The organism is Oceanospirillum sp. (assembly GCF_982874595.1).
In genome coordinates this window covers 1-21,358 of the sequence record NZ_CEYNZH010000050.1, presented here as the reverse complement: position 1 = coordinate 21,358, position 21,358 = coordinate 1, and the positions used below count along the sequence as shown (strand labels likewise).

Annotated in this window: 24 protein-coding genes; 16 read left to right on the top strand and 8 right to left on the bottom strand. The window is 50.3% G+C overall.

The window, feature by feature from the left end:
- The first annotated feature begins 68 nt into the window (after positions 1-68).
- Genes AC4GL5_RS15425 through AC4GL5_RS15405 form a run of 5 tightly spaced genes read left to right on the top strand, consistent with a single transcriptional unit; the run spans position 69 to position 2,178 of the window.
- Positions 69-752, top strand: a complete 684-nt coding sequence (locus AC4GL5_RS15425) for an NAD(P)H-binding protein (RefSeq protein WP_490383692.1) — start codon at positions 69-71, stop codon at positions 750-752.
- A gap of 45 nt (positions 753-797) precedes the next feature.
- Positions 798-1,013, top strand: coding sequence for a DUF4177 domain-containing protein (locus tag AC4GL5_RS15420; protein WP_490383691.1), 216 nt, complete (start codon positions 798-800; stop codon positions 1,011-1,013).
- A gap of 11 nt (positions 1,014-1,024) precedes the next feature.
- Positions 1,025-1,261: a membrane protein insertion efficiency factor YidD gene (gene yidD / locus AC4GL5_RS15415; protein ID WP_490383697.1), complete on the top strand. Its 237-nt coding sequence runs from the start codon at positions 1,025-1,027 to the stop codon at positions 1,259-1,261.
- Positions 1,261-1,653 (top strand): hypothetical protein, encoded by a 393-nt coding sequence (locus AC4GL5_RS15410; RefSeq protein ID WP_490383690.1) that lies wholly within the window; start codon positions 1,261-1,263, stop codon positions 1,651-1,653. The genes yidD and AC4GL5_RS15410 overlap by 1 nt, the downstream gene beginning before the upstream one ends.
- 15 nt (positions 1,654-1,668) lie before the next feature.
- Entirely contained in the window at positions 1,669-2,178 is a 510-nt protein-coding gene (locus AC4GL5_RS15405; RefSeq protein WP_490383689.1) for a TlpA family protein disulfide reductase, read from the top strand.
- Positions 2,179-2,319: 141 nt separating this feature from the next.
- On the opposite strand, the gene AC4GL5_RS15400 is transcribed toward AC4GL5_RS15405, so the two are convergent.
- Positions 2,320-3,174, bottom strand: coding sequence for an SDR family oxidoreductase (locus AC4GL5_RS15400; RefSeq protein ID WP_490383688.1), 855 nt, complete (start codon positions 3,172-3,174; stop codon positions 2,320-2,322).
- A 118-nt stretch (positions 3,175-3,292) separates the two neighbouring features.
- Between AC4GL5_RS15400 and AC4GL5_RS15395 the strand changes: the two genes are divergently transcribed.
- The 3 genes from AC4GL5_RS15395 (at position 3,293) to AC4GL5_RS15385 (ending at position 5,436) form a co-directional block, all read left to right on the top strand.
- Positions 3,293-3,739, top strand: coding sequence for a winged helix-turn-helix transcriptional regulator (locus AC4GL5_RS15395; RefSeq protein WP_490383687.1), 447 nt, complete (start codon positions 3,293-3,295; stop codon positions 3,737-3,739).
- A gap of 120 nt (positions 3,740-3,859) precedes the next feature.
- Positions 3,860-4,402 (top strand): DUF2058 domain-containing protein, encoded by a 543-nt coding sequence (locus tag AC4GL5_RS15390; RefSeq protein ID WP_490383686.1) that lies wholly within the window; start codon positions 3,860-3,862, stop codon positions 4,400-4,402.
- A gap of 131 nt (positions 4,403-4,533) precedes the next feature.
- A complete protein-coding gene (locus AC4GL5_RS15385) occupies positions 4,534-5,436 on the top strand; it encodes a diguanylate cyclase (protein ID WP_490383685.1) in 903 nt (300 codons plus the stop codon).
- 47 nt (positions 5,437-5,483) lie between these two features.
- Here AC4GL5_RS15385 and AC4GL5_RS15380 read toward each other — a convergent pair whose 3' ends face one another.
- Positions 5,484-6,176 (bottom strand): type 1 glutamine amidotransferase domain-containing protein, encoded by a 693-nt coding sequence (locus AC4GL5_RS15380; RefSeq protein WP_490383684.1) that lies wholly within the window; start codon positions 6,174-6,176, stop codon positions 5,484-5,486.
- A gap of 185 nt (positions 6,177-6,361) precedes the next feature.
- Between AC4GL5_RS15380 and AC4GL5_RS15375 the strand changes: the two genes are divergently transcribed.
- Positions 6,362-7,282, top strand: coding sequence for a LysR family transcriptional regulator (locus tag AC4GL5_RS15375; RefSeq protein ID WP_490383683.1), 921 nt, complete (start codon positions 6,362-6,364; stop codon positions 7,280-7,282).
- 55 nt (positions 7,283-7,337) lie between these two features.
- Here AC4GL5_RS15375 and AC4GL5_RS15370 read toward each other — a convergent pair whose 3' ends face one another.
- The 3 genes from AC4GL5_RS15370 to AC4GL5_RS15360 form a co-directional block, all read right to left on the bottom strand.
- Positions 7,338-7,619: a peptidylprolyl isomerase gene (locus AC4GL5_RS15370; protein ID WP_490383682.1), complete on the bottom strand. Its 282-nt coding sequence runs from the start codon at positions 7,617-7,619 to the stop codon at positions 7,338-7,340.
- Positions 7,620-7,665: 46 nt separating this feature from the next.
- The gene (locus AC4GL5_RS15365) at positions 7,666-8,637 is read right to left on the bottom strand and encodes a zinc transporter ZntB (protein WP_490383681.1); all 972 of its coding nucleotides are present in this window, start codon (positions 8,635-8,637) and stop codon (positions 7,666-7,668) included.
- Between the two features lie 292 nt (positions 8,638-8,929).
- A complete protein-coding gene (locus AC4GL5_RS15360; RefSeq protein ID WP_490383680.1) occupies positions 8,930-9,535 on the bottom strand; it encodes an FMN-dependent NADH-azoreductase in 606 nt (201 codons plus the stop codon).
- A gap of 258 nt (positions 9,536-9,793) precedes the next feature.
- Between AC4GL5_RS15360 and AC4GL5_RS15355 the strand changes: the two genes are divergently transcribed.
- Positions 9,794-10,726 (top strand): LysR family transcriptional regulator, encoded by a 933-nt coding sequence (locus tag AC4GL5_RS15355; protein WP_490383679.1) that lies wholly within the window; start codon positions 9,794-9,796, stop codon positions 10,724-10,726.
- Positions 10,727-10,847: 121 nt separating this feature from the next.
- Positions 10,848-11,624 carry a hypothetical protein gene (locus tag AC4GL5_RS15350; RefSeq protein WP_490383678.1) on the top strand — a complete coding sequence of 259 codons (777 nt, stop codon included), beginning with the start codon at positions 10,848-10,850 and terminating at the stop codon, positions 11,622-11,624.
- A gap of 138 nt (positions 11,625-11,762) precedes the next feature.
- Here the strand turns inward: AC4GL5_RS15350 and AC4GL5_RS15345 are convergent, their stop codons facing one another.
- A complete protein-coding gene (locus AC4GL5_RS15345; protein ID WP_490383677.1) occupies positions 11,763-13,379 on the bottom strand; it encodes an NAD(P)/FAD-dependent oxidoreductase in 1,617 nt (538 codons plus the stop codon).
- A gap of 265 nt (positions 13,380-13,644) precedes the next feature.
- Between AC4GL5_RS15345 and fdxA the strand changes: the two genes are divergently transcribed.
- Complete coding sequence (fdxA, locus tag AC4GL5_RS15340) at positions 13,645-13,968, top strand: ferredoxin FdxA (RefSeq protein WP_490383676.1); 324 nt, start codon at positions 13,645-13,647, stop codon at positions 13,966-13,968.
- Positions 13,969-14,026: 58 nt separating this feature from the next.
- Here the strand turns inward: fdxA and rlmE are convergent, their stop codons facing one another.
- Positions 14,027-14,647 (bottom strand): 23S rRNA (uridine(2552)-2'-O)-methyltransferase RlmE, encoded by a 621-nt coding sequence (gene rlmE, locus AC4GL5_RS15335; protein ID WP_490383675.1) that lies wholly within the window; start codon positions 14,645-14,647, stop codon positions 14,027-14,029.
- A 116-nt stretch (positions 14,648-14,763) separates the two neighbouring features.
- On the opposite strand from rlmE, the gene AC4GL5_RS15330 reads away from it, so the two are divergent.
- Complete coding sequence (locus tag AC4GL5_RS15330; protein WP_490383674.1) at positions 14,764-15,516, top strand: TrmH family RNA methyltransferase; 753 nt, start codon at positions 14,764-14,766, stop codon at positions 15,514-15,516.
- 78 nt (positions 15,517-15,594) lie between these two features.
- Here AC4GL5_RS15330 and AC4GL5_RS15325 read toward each other — a convergent pair whose 3' ends face one another.
- A complete protein-coding gene (locus tag AC4GL5_RS15325; protein ID WP_490383673.1) occupies positions 15,595-16,293 on the bottom strand; it encodes a hypothetical protein in 699 nt (232 codons plus the stop codon).
- A 699-nt stretch (positions 16,294-16,992) separates the two neighbouring features.
- On the opposite strand from AC4GL5_RS15325, the gene AC4GL5_RS15320 reads away from it, so the two are divergent.
- The 3 genes from AC4GL5_RS15320 (at position 16,993) to AC4GL5_RS15310 (ending at position 21,298) form a co-directional block, all read left to right on the top strand.
- Positions 16,993-18,147 (top strand): iron-containing alcohol dehydrogenase, encoded by a 1,155-nt coding sequence (locus AC4GL5_RS15320; RefSeq protein WP_490383672.1) that lies wholly within the window; start codon positions 16,993-16,995, stop codon positions 18,145-18,147.
- An 801-nt stretch (positions 18,148-18,948) separates the two neighbouring features.
- Positions 18,949-19,896 carry a LysR family transcriptional regulator gene (locus tag AC4GL5_RS15315; protein ID WP_490383671.1) on the top strand — a complete coding sequence of 316 codons (948 nt, stop codon included), beginning with the start codon at positions 18,949-18,951 and terminating at the stop codon, positions 19,894-19,896.
- 508 nt (positions 19,897-20,404) lie between these two features.
- Positions 20,405-21,298, top strand: a complete 894-nt coding sequence (locus AC4GL5_RS15310) for a NaeI family type II restriction endonuclease (RefSeq protein WP_490383670.1) — start codon at positions 20,405-20,407, stop codon at positions 21,296-21,298.
- Positions 21,299-21,358 lie beyond the last annotated feature (60 nt).

The window sequence follows — 21,358 nt, the reverse complement described above, 5'->3', positions numbered from 1 at the left end:
GCTTGGGGCTAAACCTTTTCTCTGTCAGGCTGTCCCTGTTTCATCAGCTTAATACGTGAAGGGGATGTATGGGCAAAACAGCGATAGTGATCGGTGCAACCGGTGTTGTGGGCAGGGCTTTGGTGACGAAACTGGCTGCCAGTGAGGCCTTTGATCAGGTGGTGACGGTGACTCGGCGTCCCGATATGGCCTCCGTGGCGGATGAGAACGCCCGTAAGGTGATCAATCATGTGGTGGATTTTGAGCAGCTGGATAGCGCCCGTCATCTGTTTCAGGGGGATTGCCTGTTTTCATGTCTGGGCACCACGCTGAAACAGGCGGGTTCGGTATCGGCTCAGCGTCGGGTGGATCTGGACTACCAGCTGCAGGCTGCTCAGAACGCTTCTGCCAATGGGGTGTCTCACTATCTGTTGGTGTCCTCAAGTGGCGCTAATGGCAAAAGCGCCAGTTCATACCTGAAGATGAAGGGCGAGCTGGAAGCGCAGATTGCGGACTTACCCTTTAAACGGATCTCGGTATTTCAGCCCTCATTGCTGTTAGGGGAGCGTCCTGATTTTCGTTTGGGGGAAACCCTTGCCCGATGGCTGATGCCCGCTCTTTGCTGGTTACCGGGTTTACGCCGTTACTGGCCTATTCGGGGTGATCAGGTTGCAGAGAAGATGCTGCAGGTCAGTCTGCAACCGGCCGAGACCGTTCAGTCCGAAGCCGTTCAGCCGGAAGTCTACACACTGGACAAGGTGTTTCCCCACTGAACGAAGATTGATAACTGACCAGACAACATCTACGGGAGAGCCAAGATGGCAACATTTAAGGAATATAAAGTCGTTCATATTGTTGAAGGTGGCTGCGGCACGATTTTTCTCGGTGCCAGTGGTTTGCCGATTCAGAAAATGGAGGCGGCGCTGAACCGCTACGCGCAGGATGGCTGGCAGCTGGTGTTTCAGGTGGTGGAGCGCAAACGCTTCCTGCTGTTCTGGAACCGTGAAGCGGTCATTATGACGCTGGGGCGTTAAGCGTGCTGCAGATGTGCTCTTTATGGTTTAAGAAGTGCTCTTTATGGCTTATTCGCGGATATCAGCGCCGTGGCGGCTCAAAGCGTCTGCTGAATATCGAGTGCAATTTTGAGCCGAGTTGTTCGGAGTATACCCGTCAGTCCATCGAGCGTTATGGTGTTGTTCGGGGCTGGCGGCTGGGTCTGTCACGTATCCGGCGTTGCAATCAGCCGGATCTGGTGGACAAAATCAGAGACGAGGTGCCCTGATGGCAATACGACAATCCTGGCAGGAGCTGGATGATCAGGATGAAGCCTTACGTCAGCAGATCAATGCGCTGGGGGATGAGCAGCGCCGCGACTTTTATCGTGAGCAGTCCGCCTGTCTGAAAGACCCGGATACCTATGCGGCACTCAACTGGCTCTTTCTCGGGGGATTTCATCATCTTTATCTGAGAAAATACCGGCTGTTTGCGCTGGAGTTCAGCCTGTTGTGTATTGCAATTCTGGGCTGGTTATTGGGTTATGTCTGGCTGCTGATTCTGCTGGCTTTTATGCTGCTGTATGAGTTGCCTCAGCTTTTCTTTTCGCAAAAAATTGTCCGTCAATATAACTATCAGCAGTCCCGGAAACTGCTTGAGTATTATCAGCGCCATCGCTGATTAAGGGTGATCAAGATGAAACGTTTTATAAAGCCACTGCTTTGGGTTGGGCTTGCGGTGGTGCTGATTATGGCTGCGATGGCCGCTCTGATCGCCCTGATGGAACATAAATCCGGTGCACGGCCGGATGTTAAGCTGCAAACCCTCACCGGTGAGATGGTGACACTGGATCAGATAGCAGAGGGAAAACCTATGGTCGTCAATTTGTGGGCAACCTGGTGCCCGCCCTGTATTCGTGAGATGCCTTTGTTTGAACAGGCGCAGAAGGATAATCCCGGGATCACCTTTGTTTTTGTCAATCAGGGCGAGCATACCGAAACCGTTAATGCTTTTATGGCTAATGCGGGGCTGACCCTGAGTAATGTTCTGTTAGACAGCAAAACTCAGCTGGCGCAGGTGACCGCCAGTATGGCACTGCCGACTACCCTGTTTTATAACGCCCAGGGTGAACAGGTTGGGCTGCATCGGAGTGTACTGACCGAAGAGCAGATAAACGAGAAGGTCGCAAGTCTGCAGCCCAGATGAGCCGTGAGCTTCAGGAAAAATGAGACAGCCCGCAGTTGCGGGCTGTTTTGTTTCTGTTCCTGCGTATGGCGGATGGGCAGATCCGTCACACGTAGGGAGCATAACTGATAGCGCTTAAGATTAAGCCTTTAACGATTAGTGTTAAGCCTTTAGAGCATCGGCCATTAGGTTGGCCAGTGATGTCGTCGGGCGACCGATTAGCTGGCTCAGGGTTTTGCTGTTATCAAACAGACCGCCTTCAGCTGCAGCGGCATCAGAATCCGCCAGCATATCCGCCAGACCGTCTGGTAAACCTGCACCTTTAAGAGCTGCCGCAAACTCTGCTTCTGGCAAATCCTGATAAACAACAGACTTGTCTGTTTGTTTGTTCAGCTCGGCAACCAGCTCGGTCAGGGTGTAGCTCTCATCACCCGCCAGTTCGTAAACCTTGCCTGCATGACCTTCGCTGGTCAGCACCGTAGCGGCGGCAGCTGCGTAATCGATCCGACCGGCAGAAGCGATACGGCCTTCTTTAGCTGAGCCGATAAAGGCACCAAACTCCAGTGCTGGCGGAATGCTGGCCAGATAGTTCTCTGTGTACCAGCCGTTACGTAGCAGAACATGAGGCATACCGGATTCAGCCAGAGCCGCTTCAGTTTGTACGTGCTCTGCTGCCAGTCCCAGATTGCTCTCTTTGGCATTCAGAATACTGGTGTAAGCTAGCAGAGAAACGCCCTCAGCTTTTGCTGCATCAATGACGTTTTTGTGCTGCGGGAATCGCTGACCCACTTCGCTGGAGGAGATCAGCAGCATTTTCTCAGTACCCTTAAGAGCGGTCTGAATACTGGCCGGGTTGGTGTAATCCATCGCGCGAACCTTAACGCCTTTCTCAGCCAGATCTGCTGCCTTTTCAGGAGAGCGTACTGCCGCGATGATGGACTCAGGAACTTCAGTTTTAAGCAGTTGTTCAATCACCAGACGGCCCAGTTGACCAGTTGCACCTGTTACCAGAATCATAGTTTTTTCCTCAATAATGATATTAACGATTGGGTAGAAAGCGTGTTGTGTTGCATTGAGGACAGGTTATCAATGATACTTACCTTTAGTAAGTACGTACAAAAAGGTAAGTATTGAAATGGTTGCCACACGGGATAAAAAGAGTGTTTCCGATTCTTCAACAGTTGAAGATAACGCCAGCTTTACCGAGCGCTTCCGGCGGGGAGATCTCTTTTCAGACAAGTGCCCGTCGCGGGATGTACTCAAACATATCACCAGCCGCTGGGGTGTACTGATTCTGGTAGCGCTGCAGGGCAATACCCTGCGTTTTAGCGACCTGCGCCGTAAGATCAAAGGTGTCAGTGAGAAGATGCTGGCGCAAACCCTGCAGTCACTGGAAAGTGACGGCTTTGTGCTGCGACACTCGTATCCGGTGGTGCCTCCCCATGTGGAATACTCGCTTTCCACGCTGGGGGAGGAGGCCGCCGAGCAGGTTGCAGGTATCGCCAACTGGATCGAGGAGAAGATGCCCCAGATCAGCGAGGCCCAGCGTTTAGTAGCCGAGAAACGGGCTGCAGAGGAGTAAGTGCTGTTTCATACGTCTGTACGGATGAATCCTGAGCTAAAAACAGGGATAATATGCCCCAGTTAAATGAGTCCGATACTCAGCAGCAATTTTTTTGATAATGGAAATACGGTCAGATCTATGAGCAAATCCCTGCAGGATCAGCTATTGAAAGCCGGTTTAACCAACAAGAAAAAGGTTAAACAGGCAGAGAATCACAAGAAAAAACAGGCCAAGGTTAAACGCACAACCGGTCAGGAAGATGAAGTCAAACTGCGCGCAGAACAGCAGCGCAAAGACAAAGCAGAGCGTGACCGCCTGTTAAACCTTGAGCGTAAAGCCGAAGAAGAGAAAAAAGCGGTTAAAGCTCAGGTGAAGCAACTGATCGAAATGAACCGCCTGGAAAATTTCGCCGGTGATCTTGCCCATAACTTCGTGATGGATAAGAAGGTTAAGAAGATCAACGTTCAGCCTAAGATCTCGGATCAGCTGGCGAAAGGTCGTCTGGCGATTGCCGAGCTGGAAGGCCGTTTTGAACTGATTCCACCTAAGGTTGCAGAGAAGATTCTGCAGCGTGAGCCGGACTGGCCGATTGTGCTGAATGAGAAAGCACCGGATACCGGTGATGCGGAAGAGGATGATCCGTACGCAGATTTCCAGATTCCTGATGACCTGATGTGGTAGCCCCTTTATCCGGAAGTCAAAAAGCCTGCCCTGTGCAGGTTTTTTTATGGATCATTCAAATATGCTGCCAAATCAATTAGTAAAGAGCCGATACCTGTTAGGGTGAAAGGACGAAATCGCTGGAGATGCCCATGAGTACCCGATACAGCTTTAGTTCTGATGAGATCAATGAGGCGATCGATATTTTAGAATGTGCCGTTATCAATCACCGTAAATGGTATGAGTCTTTGTTAGAAGGGCTCGTTTGCAATCAACCATTCAATGAGCAGATCACAGATCCTCTGGCACATACCAAATGCGGTTTTGGTTGCTGGTATTACCAAAGTGTCTCTGAGGCGATCCGTGCGACACCTGAGTTTTCGGTGATCGAATCGACCCACAAGGAGATGCACGATGCCGCAAGGGATTTGGTGTTGCAATACCAAAAAAATCAGGCGGTTTCGTTAGCGGGTTTTCGTACCTTGGGTAGCCGTAAAGCGCAACTGGATCAGTTATTAAACCGAATGCGGGATACCATTGTCAGTCAGCAAAACTCGTTTGATGCGTTGACCGGTCTTATTAACCGTCGGTCAATCGGTTTAATTCTCGATAAAAATCATGCAGCGTCAGTTCGTCACAACACGCCTTATATTCTGGCGATGCTGGATATCGACTTTTTTAAAGCGATCAATGACACCTATGGCCATCTGGCTGGCGATAGAGCTCTGAAATCGGTTGCAGATTTTCTGATGGCTTCAGTCCGGGAATCGGACAGTGTGGGCCGATACGGTGGGGAAGAGTTTTTACTGCTTCTGCCTTCGACATCCCCTGAGGAAGCCAAAGAGCTGCTGAATCGTCTGAGAGAAGGGATTAGCCAGCTTAAAACCGAATACGAAGGTGAAACGATACAGCTGACAATGTCCATCGGTTATTCAAGCTTTGATGGAGTCAAGCCCGTCTGGCAGATTGTTAAAGATGCGGATCAGGCGCTCTACCAGGCGAAGAAGAATGGCCGTAATCAGGTGGTCGCCCATCGGGACGACCTCCTTTGTTAGTCTTGGCTGATTAAGCTACTGGTATTAGCGGATTAAGTGCTGAATGATCAGAGCGCTTTTAGTAACTTCTGTGCCGTCAGAGCAGAACTCATCGGGTTCTGTCCGCTGATCAGCAATCCATCCTGCACCGCAAAGGCCTGCCAATCACCAGCTTTCTGAAAATCACTACCGCGTTTGATAAACTCATCTTCCAGTAGAAATGGCACCACCTCAGTCAGCTGAACGGCATCTTCTTCGCTATTGGTAAAGCCGGAAACGGCCTTGCCTTTGACCGCATAGTTGCCGGAGTCATCTTTGATATTCAGCAGGGCTGCCGAGGCGTGGCATACCGTGGCGACGGGTTTCTGAGTTGCCAGAAAACGTTCGATCAGAGCGATAGAGGTCGGGTTGTCCGTCAGGTCCCACAGTGGGCCGTGCCCGCCCGGATAAAATACGGCATCAAAATCATCAGCATTGATATCAGCCAGCTTAAGGGTGTTAGCCAGCAGGGCTTTTGCGTCAGCATCCTGATCAAAACGACGGGTATCGTCAGTCTGAAAATCTTCCAGTTCACTCTTCGGATCAACCGGAGGCTGACCACCCGCCGGAGAGGCCAGAGTCACCTGAACGCCCGCATCAACCAGTGCATAGTAAGGTGTCGCAAACTCTTCCACCCAGAACCCCGTGGTTTCACCGGTATCCCCCAGAGCTGAGTGAGAGGTTAAAACCATTAATACTTTTTTATTACTTAACGCGCTCATATCGATATCTCCCGGAGCCGCATCAACGACTCTGTGGCTAGGTGTTTTCAGATAACCTGAAATCTTGTTCGGGAGTTTACGTCTTGATTCTATGCTGAACAATACGAGCTAAATTGACTTCAATGGTTTAATTATTGATACAATTAGGCGGTGCGGTGTGTCTCAAGTTGAGTCCGGGTCTTAAGATGAATATTTCCTTTGAACAGTTAAAAAGTATGGTGGTATTTGCGCAGGTGGTGGAGCAGGGTAATCTGACTGCCGCGGCTAAACGCCTTGGGCTATCCCGTGCGGTCGTGAGCTATCACCTGAAGAAACTGGAAGAACAGCTTGAGGTGAAACTGCTCAATCGCTCTACCCGGGCGATCAATCTTACCGAGGCCGGGGCGGTTTATTACCAGTCCTGCCGGATTATTGCAGCGCAAGCGTTGCAGGCGCAGCAACAGATGGAAGCGCTGAAAGATGAACCACAGGGGCTGATTAAAATTACCTGCCCGGTCAATGCCGGACTTCAGTTGGTGGTACCTGCCCTGAATGAGTTCAAAAATCTTTACCCTAAGATTGTGCTGGATGTGATGCTCAGTGATGAAGTCATCAATATCATGCAGGAAGGGATTGATCTGGCGATTCGGGGGGCTCCTTTACCGGACTCCGGCTTACAGGCCGCCCGTTTAACCACCTTACCCACCTGTTTGTGTGGTGCGCCGTCGTATTTTAAAAAGCACGGGCGACCTGTAAATCCAACTGAACTGGGTCATCACCGCTGGGTCATCTACAAGCGAACCTCAGATATACTGACCTTACAAAGGGGCGGGCGGTCTTACAGCGTGGCTTTAAAAGGGGGAATAAGTACCAACAATGCGGCAGCGCGTACCGCGTTTATCGAGGGTGGTCATGGGTTAGGGCGTATTCCCCTGTATGATGCCGGACCGCGAATAGAAGCGGGTCATCTGGAAACAGTAATGGATGACTATGCGCTTAGCCCTATCGACATCTACGGGGTCTTCCCTCCGGGCAATGCAGCCTCTAAGAAACTGAGGCTGCTGCTGGATTTTCTCAGGGAATATTTTATTCGTCTTGACCGTCAGTTAACCGGTATTGTTCGCTGAATAGCATCACTTGTGATGGAGATGATTTTCTAAGCGATAAGCTTCACTGAGAGGTTTAATCGTTTCGGTAGATGGTTTCAATCAGGTGGAAACCAAACTTGGTTTTCACCGGGCCATGAACCTTAAGGACCGGTTTGGTAAACACCACATTATCGAACGGTTTCACCATCGCGCCACGTCGAAACTCTCCCAGATCACCGCCTTTCTTGCCGGATGGGCAGATAGAGTGCTGTTTGGCCAGTTTGGCAAAATCACCACCGACGGCCAGTTTCTTTTTAATGACTTCCGCCTGTTCGCGGGTTTTTACCAGAATGTGTCGTGCGCAGGCAGTGGCCATGGGGATTTCCTCAGCGGGTGTTCAGTCAGTGATCTTAAGCCGGGCATTATAGCCATTTTTTGCGACGAAGCAGCAAGGTCAGAACAATTGCCGCACTAAACAGACCACCGCTGACCCACCAGAAAGCCTCTGGACTGTCGGTTCCCGGCATGCCGCCCACGTTGATACCCAAAAGGCCCGTGAGAAAACCCAGCGGCAGAAACACAGCGGTGATCATTGACAGCAGATAGACTCGCTGGTTGCCCAGTTCCGACAGTTGGCTGAGCAGCTCTTCCTGGATCACCACGGCGCGTTCGCGCATTGCATCCAGATCTTCCAGATAGCGGATCAGACGGTCGGTGGTCTCCCGTACCTGTAAGCGCTCGGCTTCGCTCAGGCCGCTGAAGCGTTCAGTGTGCAGGCGTGTCAGGGCATCCCGTTGAGGAGCCAGGTAGCGCCGCAGGGTAATAATCTGTCGGCGAAGGGCAGAGAGTTCGACTTTGACCTCATCATGACCACCGGTCAGCACGCGCTCTTCCAGATCGGCCAGTGTTTCCTCGTAGCCTTCCATGGTTTCCCGCATCCGCCAGGTCAGGTTGTCGGTCAGGTCGGCAATAAATTCACCGCTGGTAGCCGGAGCCTGATGGTTATGAATCTGAGACAACAGGTCCTGGATCGACTGCAGCTGGCGCTTGCGGGTGCTGATGATGCGGTTCTTTTCGACCCAGAGGCGGATTGAAACCATGTCATCCGGATCTGCCTCCGGGTTCAGGTTGACACCTCTGAGCAGCAACAGAAGGCCGCTGTTAAAAGGTGTGCAGCGCGGCCGGGTTTCGGTTGCGGTTAAAGCTTCTGCGACCACAGGTTCAAGGCCGGATTCCTGTAGCAGCCAGTGCTGAACCTCTTCGTTGGTGTAATCCAGATGCAGCCACAATAACCCCTGTTCCGGTTGCCACTGATGGATCTCATCGGTCGTCAGGGTTTTTCCCTTCTGATCATTAAAAAGATACGCATGAATTAAACCGGATGACACAGGCATTGGACTCTCCTTGATGATCCTTATGCTGTAATAGAAGCGTGGGCAGTAACAAGTAACAACAGAAGTACATAAGTACAGAAGTATCGATTTATCGCTGAGAGGCGGAGTGTACGACCATAATCCACTGGCTGAAACACTTATTTTTGAACTGAAAAAAACACCCTCTGCAATTCAGCGCAATGGCGGCTTGCAGAGGGTGTTTCCGAGCGCGGAACAGCAGGTGGCTAACGCCAGGCTGTGTCCGGTGGGGTTGCTCTGGGACGGTTCAGGCCCCTGATACGATTATGATCGATTAAGCGCTCATCGCTTCGGTCATCGCTTCGCGGGCTTCATTGATCGGCGCTTCGCCAGCGGCAACACCTGCAGCCTGTGCCAGACGGATATCCTGCAGACCAATAAAGTTCAGTGCTACTTTCAGGTAGGTGTCCTGGTGGTTCAGGAATGCGATTGCCGTGTGCGGGCGATAGTCACCACCACTTGCGGTGATCACATACACCGGACGGTCTTTCAACAAGCCTTCAGGACCCTGTTCGGTGTACTGGAAGGTTTCACCAACACGGGCAACCTGATCAATCCAGGTCTTCAGACCAGAGGTAATGGTGAAGTTGTGCATTGGAGACGCGATAACAATCTCATCGGCTTCACGCAGTTCTGCAATCAGTTCGTCAGATACTGCCAGTGCTTTGTTCTGTGCTTCGGTACGCTGCTCTGCCGGGGTGTAGAAAGCACCAATGGTTTCTTCAGTCAGGTGCGCAGGAGGGTTGATACCTACATCGCGATTAACGATTTCACCTTCAGGGTTACGGGCTTGCCATTTATCAACAAACTCAGTGGTCAGATCACGGGTAACAGATTGGCTGCTTTTAGGGCTGGAATGAACAACTAATAACTTTTTCATGACATATCCTCAGATTAGGTTTGGCCAGAAATCACTCAATTGGCTAGACATCATTAGTTTGGTAAAGCCGAGTGCCGATCTGGTTTGTTGCTATGGAGGCTATTTTATGCCGATCAAAAAGAAAGAAAATTGCATTAAATAGTGCTATATATTCTACGAAATAGAATTGTTGTGAACTGAAACCAATAAAAATGAAAGATTCGGTGCTTTTCGTGAATAATCTGTCGTTTTTTTCGGTTTCTGTGAAAGGTAAGCATTATGGCAGGTCATAAAACAACACTGGAGCAGTGGCGCATTCTGCAGGCTGTGGTGGATCATGGGGGGTATGCCCATGCCGCTGAGGCCCTTCATCGCAGTCAGTCCTCTCTGAACCATGCGGTTAAAAAGCTGGAGCATCAGCTGGGGGTGGATATCCTTCAGGTTAAAGGGCGCAAAGCGTTTCTGACTGAGGCGGGTGAGGCCTTATTGCGACGTTCCCGCGTGTTAACAGAGACCGCTGAAGGCCTGGAGAAACTGGCTGAAAATATCGACATGGGTTGGGAGCCTCAGCTGAATATCTGTGTAGAGGCTATCTATCCCCGTGAGTTGCTTTTTCGTTCGTTGGCGCGTTTTTATCCGGAGAGTCGCGGCACCCGTATCCGGATTATCGATACCGTGCTGACCGGTAGTGTGGAGCAGATCGTGAACAACAACGTTGATCTGGCTATTACCGGCCATGTGCCTAAAGGTTATACCTCTGAAGAGTTGTGCCGGATTGAATTTATGCTGGTCACCCATCACAGCCATGAGCTGGCAGGTCTGGGTCAGGCGGTCAGCCAGCAGGAGCTGGTTAAGCATATGCAGGTGGTGATCAAAGATAATGCGCAGAAACCTTCAGAGTCACAGGGCTGGCTCAAGTCAGAGCAGCGTTGGACCGTAGACAGCTTTGAACGGGCCAAACAGATACTTAAACACGGACTGGGTTTCTGCTGGTTACCCCGCCATGAAGTTCTGCAGGAGTTGGCCAGTGGCGAGTTTATTGCGTTGGATGTGGACTTTTCCTCCAACCGCACCGGAACCGTCAGTATTGTTATACCTGATCCGGATCTGCTGGGGCCGGGTGGACGGCGATTGTACGAGATTCTGATGGAAGAGGGGCGAACCGGTAACTGTAAAAAGCACCTTCTGTCTTTAGGGGTTCATCAGAGCTAGGCCCGGGTTCCGTTCCTGTTGCTAAACGCAGAAACAAATACGCTATGGGCTTTCAGAGGATATCTATCCTGTTCAGGCTTGGGCTATAATTGCATCAATTATGAATTAATAGGAGTAAGCAATGGTTCTGCAACGGCTAAGGACTTTTGTTTCGCGCGCTATTCAGCTTGTTGTGCTGAGCGTGCTGATGTCCGGTACCGCTTCAGCAAATGATAAGGCTTTACTACAGGCCACCATCGAAATGGATCGTCAGTATATTCCGGCGGTGATCTATATCGACCAGGGTGATCGGCAGTCAGCCAGCGATGCCATGATGAAGTTCTCTGAACAGTGGAGTTCTTTTATCACCACATTTGAAGTTAACAGTGATGACCCTGAGTGGCCTCACTTTCTGGATATCGCTTCCGGCATGGTCAGTGAGGCTTTCATCGATGTTCAGCAGGGTGATCTGGAAAGCGCTAAGAAGCAGATGGAAGCGGTCACCGTTACCCTGCACGGTCTGCGCGAGCGCAACGGCATAAACTACTACGTTGATGAACTGAACGCTTACAAGCCCTATATGGATGCTTTGATCGCTGTGGCCGATAGCAAATCCGGCAAGTTGTTCACTAAAGATCAGATCCGGGCGTTGCAGAAAAACTGGGCGCAGGTTTGGCCGCGTTGGGAAGCGATTCGACATCATGTCAGTCGGGCTAAGTTTGATCAGGAGTTGTTCGGTTTTACTGATGACCGTTTTGTCGAGCTGAAGCAGGCTGTGGCTCAGGAGCAGATGGCGCTGAATAAATTGCGTCAGGCGCTGCGTAGTGGCACGCATCAGGAAATAGCTGATGCGGCAATCGGCTTGGAAGCGGGCTTTATGCGTACCTACCGTGCTTTTGGTGATATGCCGTTCGAATAGGTCTATGATCTGTCTTTTGCTTCATTCAGACAAAGAAAACCGCGCTATCCAGATCAAGAAAGCCAGACAAACAAAAAGCCAGCCCGCTGTTCAGCGGGCTGGCTTTTTTGTGGCTGACGCTTTTACCGTCTAATGGTTTTAGTCTTCAAGAGCTGCCAACGCCAGTGATTCCGCAACGCGGATACCGTCGATGCCCGCTGACCAGATACCGCCGGCGTAACCGGCACCTTCACCTGCCGGATACAGGCCTTCCACATTGATACTCTGATAATCTTTGCCGCGCTTAATGCACACCGGCGAAGAGGTACGGGTCTCTACACCCGTCAGCAGACCATCATCTTTGGCAAAACCACGGATCTGACGGTTGAACGCCGGAATCGCTTCCCGGATCGCTTCGGTCACAAAGTCAGGCACCACCTTGCTCAGGTCGGTCAGGGTGATCCCCGGCGTGTAAGATGGCTGTACGTCACCCAGTTCAGAACTTGGCTTGCCGGACAGGAAATCACCAATGAGCTGAGCCGGCGCATGATAGTTTTCACCACCCGCTTTGAAGGCCGCTTCTTCCAGACCGCGCTGCAGATCGATACCCGCCAGCGGGTGACCCGGATAATCTTTTTCCGGCTCGATGCCTACCACGATGGCGCTGTTGGCGTTACGCTCGTTACGGGAGTACTGACTCATGCCGTTGGTCACCACTCGACCCTCTTCCGAGGTAGCGGCGACAACCGTACCCCCCGGACACATACAGAAGCTGTAAACGCTGCGGCCATTTTTGCAGTGATGCACCAGTTTATAATCTGCGGCACCCAGAATCGGGTGACCGGCGTTTTCACCAAAGCGGCACTCGTCGATCATGCTCTGTTCGTGTTCGATGCGGAAGCCCACCGAGAACGGCTTGGCTTCAATATAAACGCCCTGATCGTACAGCGCCTGGAAGGTATCACGGGCACTGTGACCGACCGCCAGCACCACGCGGGAGCACTTCAGGTACTCGCCGGTGGACAGGTGCAGACCTTTCAGCTTGTAACCGTCGCCTTTTTCATCCAGATCCAGTTTTTCAACCCGGGTGCTGAAACGCACTTCGCCGCCCAGATCGATAATCTGCTGGCGCATCTTTTCCACCATATTCACCAGTCGGAAGGTGCCGATATGGGGCTTGCTGACGTACATAATCTCTTCCGGCGCACCGGCGGCGACAAACTCATTCAGTACCTTGCGGCCATAGTGCTTGCGGTCTTTTACCTGGCTGTATAACTTACCGTCAGAAAAAGTTCCCGCGCCGCCCTCACCAAACTGTACGTTGGACTCAGGATTCAGTGGTTGCTTACGCCAGAAACCAAAGGTGTCTTTGGTACGTTCACGCACCGCTTTACCGCGCTCAAGCACGATCGGCTTAAAGCCCATCTGCGCCAGAATCAGGGCTGCAAACAGACCGCAGGGGCCAAGACCGATCACCACCGGGCGCTCTTTCAGATCCGCAGGTGCTTCAGCGACAAACTTGTAGGTCATATCCGGCGTGATGCGAATGCTCTGATCTTTTTCAAACTTCGCCAGCAGTGCGTCCTGATCCGATACCTCAACATCCAGTGTGTAGATCAACTGGATAGCACTTTTCTTGCGCGCGTCATAACCCCTTTTGAAGACATTAAATGACAGTAATTGCGGCTTCTCGATGGCCAGTTTCTGCAGAATAGCCTGCTCCAGAGCCTGCTCATCATGGTTAAGGGGGAGTTTGATATCGGTTAAGCGCAACATAATTAAAAGTACTCGTTTACTTTGCAGGACGGTGCTAAAAGGAAGCTGGACATTCTAAAGCAGTTACCGGGCTTTAGGTAGGCAGAACAGAACTTAAGTAGGTAATACAGGACTTTAAGTCGGTAATACGCGGCTTTAGTCGGGCCATAAGGATGACAGGTGGTCATCGATCAGGATCAGGGGATTCCGGCGCAAAAAACTTGAGTTTTAAGTGAGCTACATTACACTTGCCGCCAACAAAAAATGATGGAGATTTCAGTCCGCAATGGCCTTTGTAGTGACCGACAATTGCATTAAATGCAAGTACACCGATTGTGTTCCTGTTTGCCCGGTGGATGCCTTTTTTGAAGGCCCTAACTTTCTGGTGATTGATCCGGTGATCTGTATTGATTGCGGTTTGTGTCTGCCTGAGTGTCCGGCAGAGGCGATCTATCAGGATATCGAACTGCCGCCGGAACAACTGATCTATAAAGAGATCAATGCCGAGTTGTGCGAGACCTGGCCTAACATCACCCAGCTGAAAGCGCCGCCAGAGGATGCTAATGACTGGAACGGTGTACCGGACAAGCTGCATCTGCTGGAGCGTTAAGGGCGTTTTGCCCTTAACCTCGTTCTGTGCTTCTTAACCGTTAGCCTTTTAAAAGTGATTAGCCTTTAAAGCCTTTGGCCACCAGATACACTTCACGGGAACGTGGGCGGGATGCGGAAGGTTTACGCACCACCACCTTATCGAAAGAGCTGCGAACGTCTTTCAGATACTCATCATAGCCGACACCCTGAAACACCTTGGCGCAGAAACTGCCACCCGGTTTCAGCACATTGCGCGCCATATCCAGTGCCAGTTCCACCAGATACATCGACGAATACTGATCGGTCGCGTTTACGCCACTCATATTCGGTGCCATATCCGAGATCACGGTGTCTACCGGCTGACCATTCAGCGCGTCCAGAATCTCGTTGTAGACCGATTCTTCAGTGAAGTCACCCTGAATAAAGGTCACATCTTCCAGGCTGTCCATGTGCAGAATATCGGACGCGATCACACGGCCATTATCACCCACAACCGGCGCTACGATCTGAGACCAGCCACCGGGTGCGGAGCCCAGATCGATGACAACACTGCCGGGGCGGTAGAGTTTGTCTTTCTCGTTAATCTCGATCAGTTTGTAGCTGGCGCGGGAACGGTAGCCATCAAGCTGTGCTTTTTTGACGTAAGGGTCGTTTACGTGTTCGTCCAGCCATTTCTGACTGGTTTTTGATCTGGCCATGGGGAGGTGACTCTGCTGTCGTTAAAACGGCGCGTATTGTAAACTTTCGCCCCTGAATTGCAAAACACCGGCAGGCCAAGATGCTAAGCCAGCGACAAGCCCAGATAGGCAGGTAAATGAAATTAGACGACGTTAAAAAGCTCCATCAGAAGAAATATCGAACACAGCTGGGTCACTATCTGGTGGAGGGCGAACATCTGATTCTGGAGCTGCAAAAAGCTCTGAAACAGCAGTCAAATGCAGGGGCGGTTACTCTTTATATCACCGAAGCTCATCAGCAGTGGGCTGCCAGTCTGGGTTCTGTTTTTAAGCCGGTGGTGGTTAGCGAAAAACAGATGGCGCAGATGAGCGATACCAAAACCCCTCAGGGCATGATCGCCTGTGTGCCGCTGCCGGATCTGAGTGCTCAGCCTGAACAGGCTTCCGGATCTAAAGAACGCTGCATCTATCTGCATGAGGTACAGGACCCCGGCAATCTGGGCACGATTATTCGTACGCTGGCCTGGTTCGGTAACTTCCGCCTGTTGCTCAGCCCGAATAGCGTTGATCCGTTTAATTCCAAGGTGGTGCGCTCCAGTATGGGGGCGATCTTCCATCTGCCGATTGAGCTGGATGTGCCCCTTGAGAACTTACCCGCACGTTTTGACCGCTTTGCGTATCTGGATCTGCAGGGCGAGCCGTTAAGCGCGCCTCAATTTGCGGATTACCAGTGTTATCTGTTTGGTAATGAAGCCCGTGGCGTGCCGTCTGACGCGCTAACGGCCTTTAATGCCGATGCTTACACCATTCCGGGTAGTGGCAGTATTGATTCGCTGAATCTGGCAAGCTCGGTCGGTATTACCTCTTATCAGCTCTCCATGGCGAAATAACCGCGTCGTTGTTGCTTGGTAACAAGGGCTGAAAAAGAAAGGGTGATCATCGGATCACCCTTTTTTATTGCCTATCCGTTAGAGACTCGCCACTGGCAGGCACTGGCTCTGATTCGACAGGAACTGATCGATGGTTCTTACCGCAGGTGCCTGCTTAGCGGCAGCGTTATCGGCAAGGCCGCTCAGATGTACCAGGGTACTGCGAACCGCATCATCCCGGCTGATACTGAGGCGAGGGCATTGCTGCGCCACCAGATCGTAAATACCGAGAATATAGCTGCTGCACTGGCCGGACTGAAATGCTGACACTAGCGACTGACTGCCTTCCATTAATGGCTGGCACTGGTGCTTCAGCTGCTCTGTGGTCAGCATGCCGCTGCCGGATAGCGGTTTGGCTGAAACTTCAGCCTGTGTCTGAGTCGACAGCGCCAAAGCGCCAATACAAACAGAAGCGATCAGATGTTTTAACACTGCTTTCACACGCAGCCGCAGAGGGCAAAGGTAGCCCGCGCTTTTCTGTATCCTGAAGATATTAAGCCAGAGATTATCCGGTGCCTTGGCTTTAGAAATAAAGTGTCTGGATATAAGGGGTTTGGAAATAAAGTGTCTGGATATAAGAGGCTTGGAAAAGAGAGCCTTGGCAATCACCCCATCAGCAGGATGGCGGTAGACCTGCGGGCCATTAACCGGTGGCAGGGCTGCGCCATGAAGATCCTTCTCAGCGCGTTTCTGGGTAGAGCGATCAGGGTTACAGCGGCGGTTTTCTGGGTAGATCATGATTTATCCTCGTCCGTTTCCGGTCATATCCAAAATTACCTTGGCGCCAGATGTTGCGCGGGCGGCTCGGTTCGGTTCTGAGATCCGGGCTGAGCTGTCCGAATTACCGTTTTTGCTGCACGTGCGAAAGCACAGGTTATAAGCTACGTTGGGTTTTTGACTGAACGAGGGCAGAGGGATTTCAGTTTGCTGAAAAATTCAAGGCAATAGGATGACAGATTCGATGACAGAGTCAGGTGGTACTCAACAGTATCTAAGCTGGTGAATTGTTGCACAATCTGACATTACTGCTCTGAACCCAGCGTAATATCGCGCTCAAATCCTGCTATTCAGGAATTATGCACAGAATTGTTCACCGAAACTGTGGACAACTTTGGGTTGAGCTATCTCGCTGGTTTAAAAGGCTTTCTTCCGTGCTTGTGATGACTTTGCTGTGATCTTGCCGGGATATTTACGGATTTCGCGGTATGGTTTTCCACATTGAAGGCATTTGTGGATTCTGACTCTGAAAGGCTGTCGTCCGACTTGGATAGGGTGTCTGCCAGGTGATACATGTTTTTTCGATTTTAAATAGCTTTTGTAGTGCTTTCTGATCACTTTAAACACCCGTCTGCCATAGAAGGCTGGCAGAACGGCTGTTAAACTAGCGGCAATTTACGCGCTTATGGTGCTGCTTATAAACATAAAAAAGGCAAGGTCATGTATAACTTTAGTTTTCAGAACCCAACCAAACTGATTTTTGGCGAAGGCCAGATAAGCAAGATCGCTTCCTCTATCCCAAAAGATAAAAAAGTATTAGTGGTTTACGGTGGCGGTAGTATCAAAACCAATGGTGTTTACGAGCAGGTCGCGGCAGCCCTGGCAGAACATCAGTGGAGCGAGTTTGGCGGTATTGAACCCAATCCCGGTTTTCATACCTGCCTGAAAGCACTGGAGCAGATTAAAGCTGATGGCAGCGAGTTTTTGCTGGCGGTTGGCGGTGGTTCTGTCGCCGATGCCACCAAGTTTATTGCCGGTGCTGCCTGCTTTGAGGGCGACCCGCTGACCATTCTGACCGAAGGTGCCCGGGTTCGTAAGGCGCTGCCGCTGGGTGTGGTGCTGACCCTGCCGGCAACCGGTTCTGAAAGTAACCCGAACGGTGTTGTTACCCGTTACGAAACTCAGGACAAGATGCCCTTCTACAGCCGCGCACTTTATCCTCAGTTCGCCATTCTTGATCCGACGGTGACTTACTCTTTGCCTGCCAAGCAGGTGGCGAACGGTATCGTGGATGCCTTTGTTCACACCGTTGAGCAGTACCTGACCTTTCCGGTGGGTGCGGATCTTCAGGATCGCTTCGCGGAAGGCATTCTACGTACTCTGATAGACAACGGCCCTAAAGCGCTCTCTGAGCCGAAAAACTACAACGTGCGTGCCAATGTGATGTGGTCGGCCACTATGGCGCTGAACGGTCTGATCGGGTTGGGTGTTCCTCAGGATTGGTCCACCCACTTTATCGGCCATGAACTGACCGCTCTGCACGGACTGGATCATGGTCAGACTCTGGCCGTGATTCTGCCTGCCATGATGGAAGAGAAGCGTGAGCAGAAGCGTGAAAAACTGCTGCAGTACGCTCGCGAAGTACAGGGTATTGAGCATGGCACAGAAGATGAGCGTATCGACCGGGCTATCGAAGAAACCCGTGCCTTCTTTGAGTCACTGGGCGTTCAAACCCGTTTGAGTGATTACAACGTTGGTGAAGAAGATATCCCGGCGATGATTGAGGCACTTAAAAAACACAACATGATCGCTCTCGGTGAGCATCAGGATGTCACCCCAGAGGTGAGCGCCGAAGTGCTTAAGCGCTGCCTGTAATCGGGCAAGGCACCGCTTGGGTGCTATGAAGACGAGGCCGCTGAATTAGCGGCCTTTTTATTGTCCGTTAAATGAAAGGGGCATAAGAACTCTTTTATCAGTAGCCGCTTAAATAGCCTGAATTTGCATCTGTCAATGTGATGTTGGTGTTATATCGGTTTTTAGTGCAGTAGCGGTATACTGCGCATCCTCAGTTTGCTGGCGGTTTCAGTAACGGTATGATTTGAGTAGAAAAAATCTAAAAACAAGCTTGAAAAAAGCAAGACTCAAACAGTGCTGAAACACCCAACAGAAGTGACAAACATAAGTCACCGTTAGCGCAGCTTGGTTGCAGAGAAATCGGGATAAAAAAAGCCCGGCCTGCAGCGAGAGATGCAGCCGGGCAAACAACTTTCCGAGGGATAAAAACAACTTACACTTTTCGCAAGAAAAGCATTTCACTGCTGTTGCACGACGGCAGTAAAAAAAGGCCCGGTAAATGCGGATTACCGGGCCAAATGGTATCCGGTCAGCAGGGTGTCGAAATGACCGGTGTCGACCACCTGAGTATTCATTACAAGCAAGCATGAATCAGAGGGAAACCTCAGGTGCCATCCACGTGTTAAATAATAGTTAACCCCCCTTTGATTAAAAATCTTCCCGAATCAATATAAAGTTTTGCTTGCAACAAACTTTTGTCGAATTCCCCCTCTGAATAAAATATCCTTGCAGATATCGGGTATCTGGCAGGCTCATTTGGTACACTGGAGACTCGGATTTATACCCCATATTCCATCTATTTTTCAGGCAGTTGCAGTTTCTATGAGTGCAAAGAGTGCGAAGAACTACTCACTGGGTCAGGTGGGTGACTATGAGATTAAACAGCTCAAAGTATTTAAAACCGTCGCCGATTGCGGTGGCTTTTCCGCTGCAGAAACCGCGCTGAATATCGGCCGCTCGACCATTAGTCTGCACATTTCCAACCTTGAATCCCGCCTCAATCTGGTGCTCTGTAAGCGTGGGCGCTCCGGTTTCTCCCTAACGGAAGAGGGGGAGGTGATCTACAAAATGACCGAGAACCTGCTGGACTCGCTGGATGCGTTCCGCATGACGGTCAACAACCTTAACTCCAGTTTGACCGGTCGACTGAAAATTGTTTTGTCAGATACCGTAAGTCTTGATCCCCGTTTGGCTTTTCCTGATCTGATCGGCACCTTCGCAGACGAAGCCCCCGGTGTGCATCTGGCCAATGATGTAGCGTCTATGGCGGAGATCGAGCGTATGGTACTGAATGACCGCGCGGACGTCGGCTTTATTCCTTGCCACCGCAAGCTGGAAGGGCTGGACTATATCGATCTGTTCAGCGATACCTGCCGCCTTTATATCAGCAGCAAGCATCCAGTCGCCGCCCTGCCGGACGAGGAACTCACCGATGAGCTGGTGAACAGCCTGCCGCTGGTTCATGCCGGTCTTAAGCCCCATGAATCCGTCGATGAGCTGATGACAGGGCTTAACCGCGTTGCCGAGGCGTACTTCTACGAAGGCCGACTGGCGATGATCCTGTCCGGCAAGTTTATCGGCTTCCTGCCAGAGGGTTATGCGCAGTCTTATGTTGATGACGGCGTGATCCAGCCCCTGACACCGGAAGAGCGTTACTACGAACTGCCGATGACCGCCATCTGGAAGAAAACCGCACAGCCAAGCAAACCCCGTGAATTGTTCCTGCGTATCCTGCGCGAACGTTTTAATACCGGTGAGAGTGACAGCTAAACACTGACTCTTATTGGACTGTTCCCGTTACATGGCGGGAAAGCAAAAGTCCGCTGTTTACCCTCCCAATGGGAGCTGTAAACAGCGGGCTTTTTTGGTTTCTGTGGTTTCGTCACTAACTACTGCGCCCTCTCGTTCCCACCGCTCCGCGTGGGAATAAATACTCTGTAATCTTACGGTGCCATATTCCGCCAGTCACCCGTCGTGTGAATATTTGCTTAATTTGGGTAGATATACAGTATATTTTGGGCTTTGCAGAAAAACGTGCTCGCTTTGTCCGACTTAATGCTCGGTTTACCAGCGTGGTAAAACTGGATAAGCTGCAAAACAATGAATTATAGAAATCTTGACCGAAATAACAGGCGCATGGTTATTTGTGATAACGCGCATGCGCGTTTAGCAGGGAAGCAGTCAGATCAGAAAACGGATTTTTCCTTTCTAATTAGAGTCTTTCCTCATTTTGAGACGGTATATTGAAATCGTCAAAACGCGCACGCCTGATATTGAAATGTTAAGTGCCAAAGAAAAATTACCAGCATTAGATATATATATGACTAATATAAACAATGAAAACCATTTGAATGAGTATTTTACAAACAATCCTGATAACTCGGAACTAAAAAGTGTTTATGAGTTCTTCATGTCTTTTCCAAATAGCGAGGAAAATCTAGAAATCATTATTGGTGATATGCTTCGTTCAGCTCTTGATGAAGTAATAGATATGCCTAGGACAAACAGATACAGCATTGACGAATTGGAAAAAACTGAAAAAACATATATTGGCACCAAAGTCGAAATTGTATTTCGTGACACCTTCGGACTATCAAAAGGAAAAAAACTAGACCTATCTATCCAAGGCAAAGAGGTAGACGTAAAGAATACGATTGGCAACAACTGGACGATACCCAGTGAAGCTATTAATGAAATTTGTATTCTTCTTCAAGAAAATGACAACAAATCCACGTTCGTTTTTGGATTGATTATCTGTAGAGATAGGGTTTTAAATGCAGGAAAGAACAGAGATGGTAAGAGAACAATTTCAAAAGAAGGAAAAAAAGAAATTCTATGGCTAATCAAAGATGGAAAGCTGCCTAAGAATTTCTTTTTGCATATGGATGAAAAATTAAGAAATAGTATATTACTTGCTAACGGTGGAGCGACAAGGCTAGCAAACTTATTTCGAAGCTTTCAGAATGAGATTATAAGTCGAAGATTAGTTGAATGTGTTGCGCGTCAAAAAGACTACATGAAACGTATTCGAGGGAATGGGGGAGCAAGAGATATTCTTGCTCAGGAGAATCTTATAATCTTATGGGGCGGTAAATCAGATGATAAGGCCAAGTTAGAATCTTTAGGGTTTCATGGGTTAACAAATGAGCATTTTGTCTGTATTAAAAAATAATTAAGCGAGGGTGTTCATAGTTCTGTGTCACCCATTACTTACAGATCCACGTAACCGTCG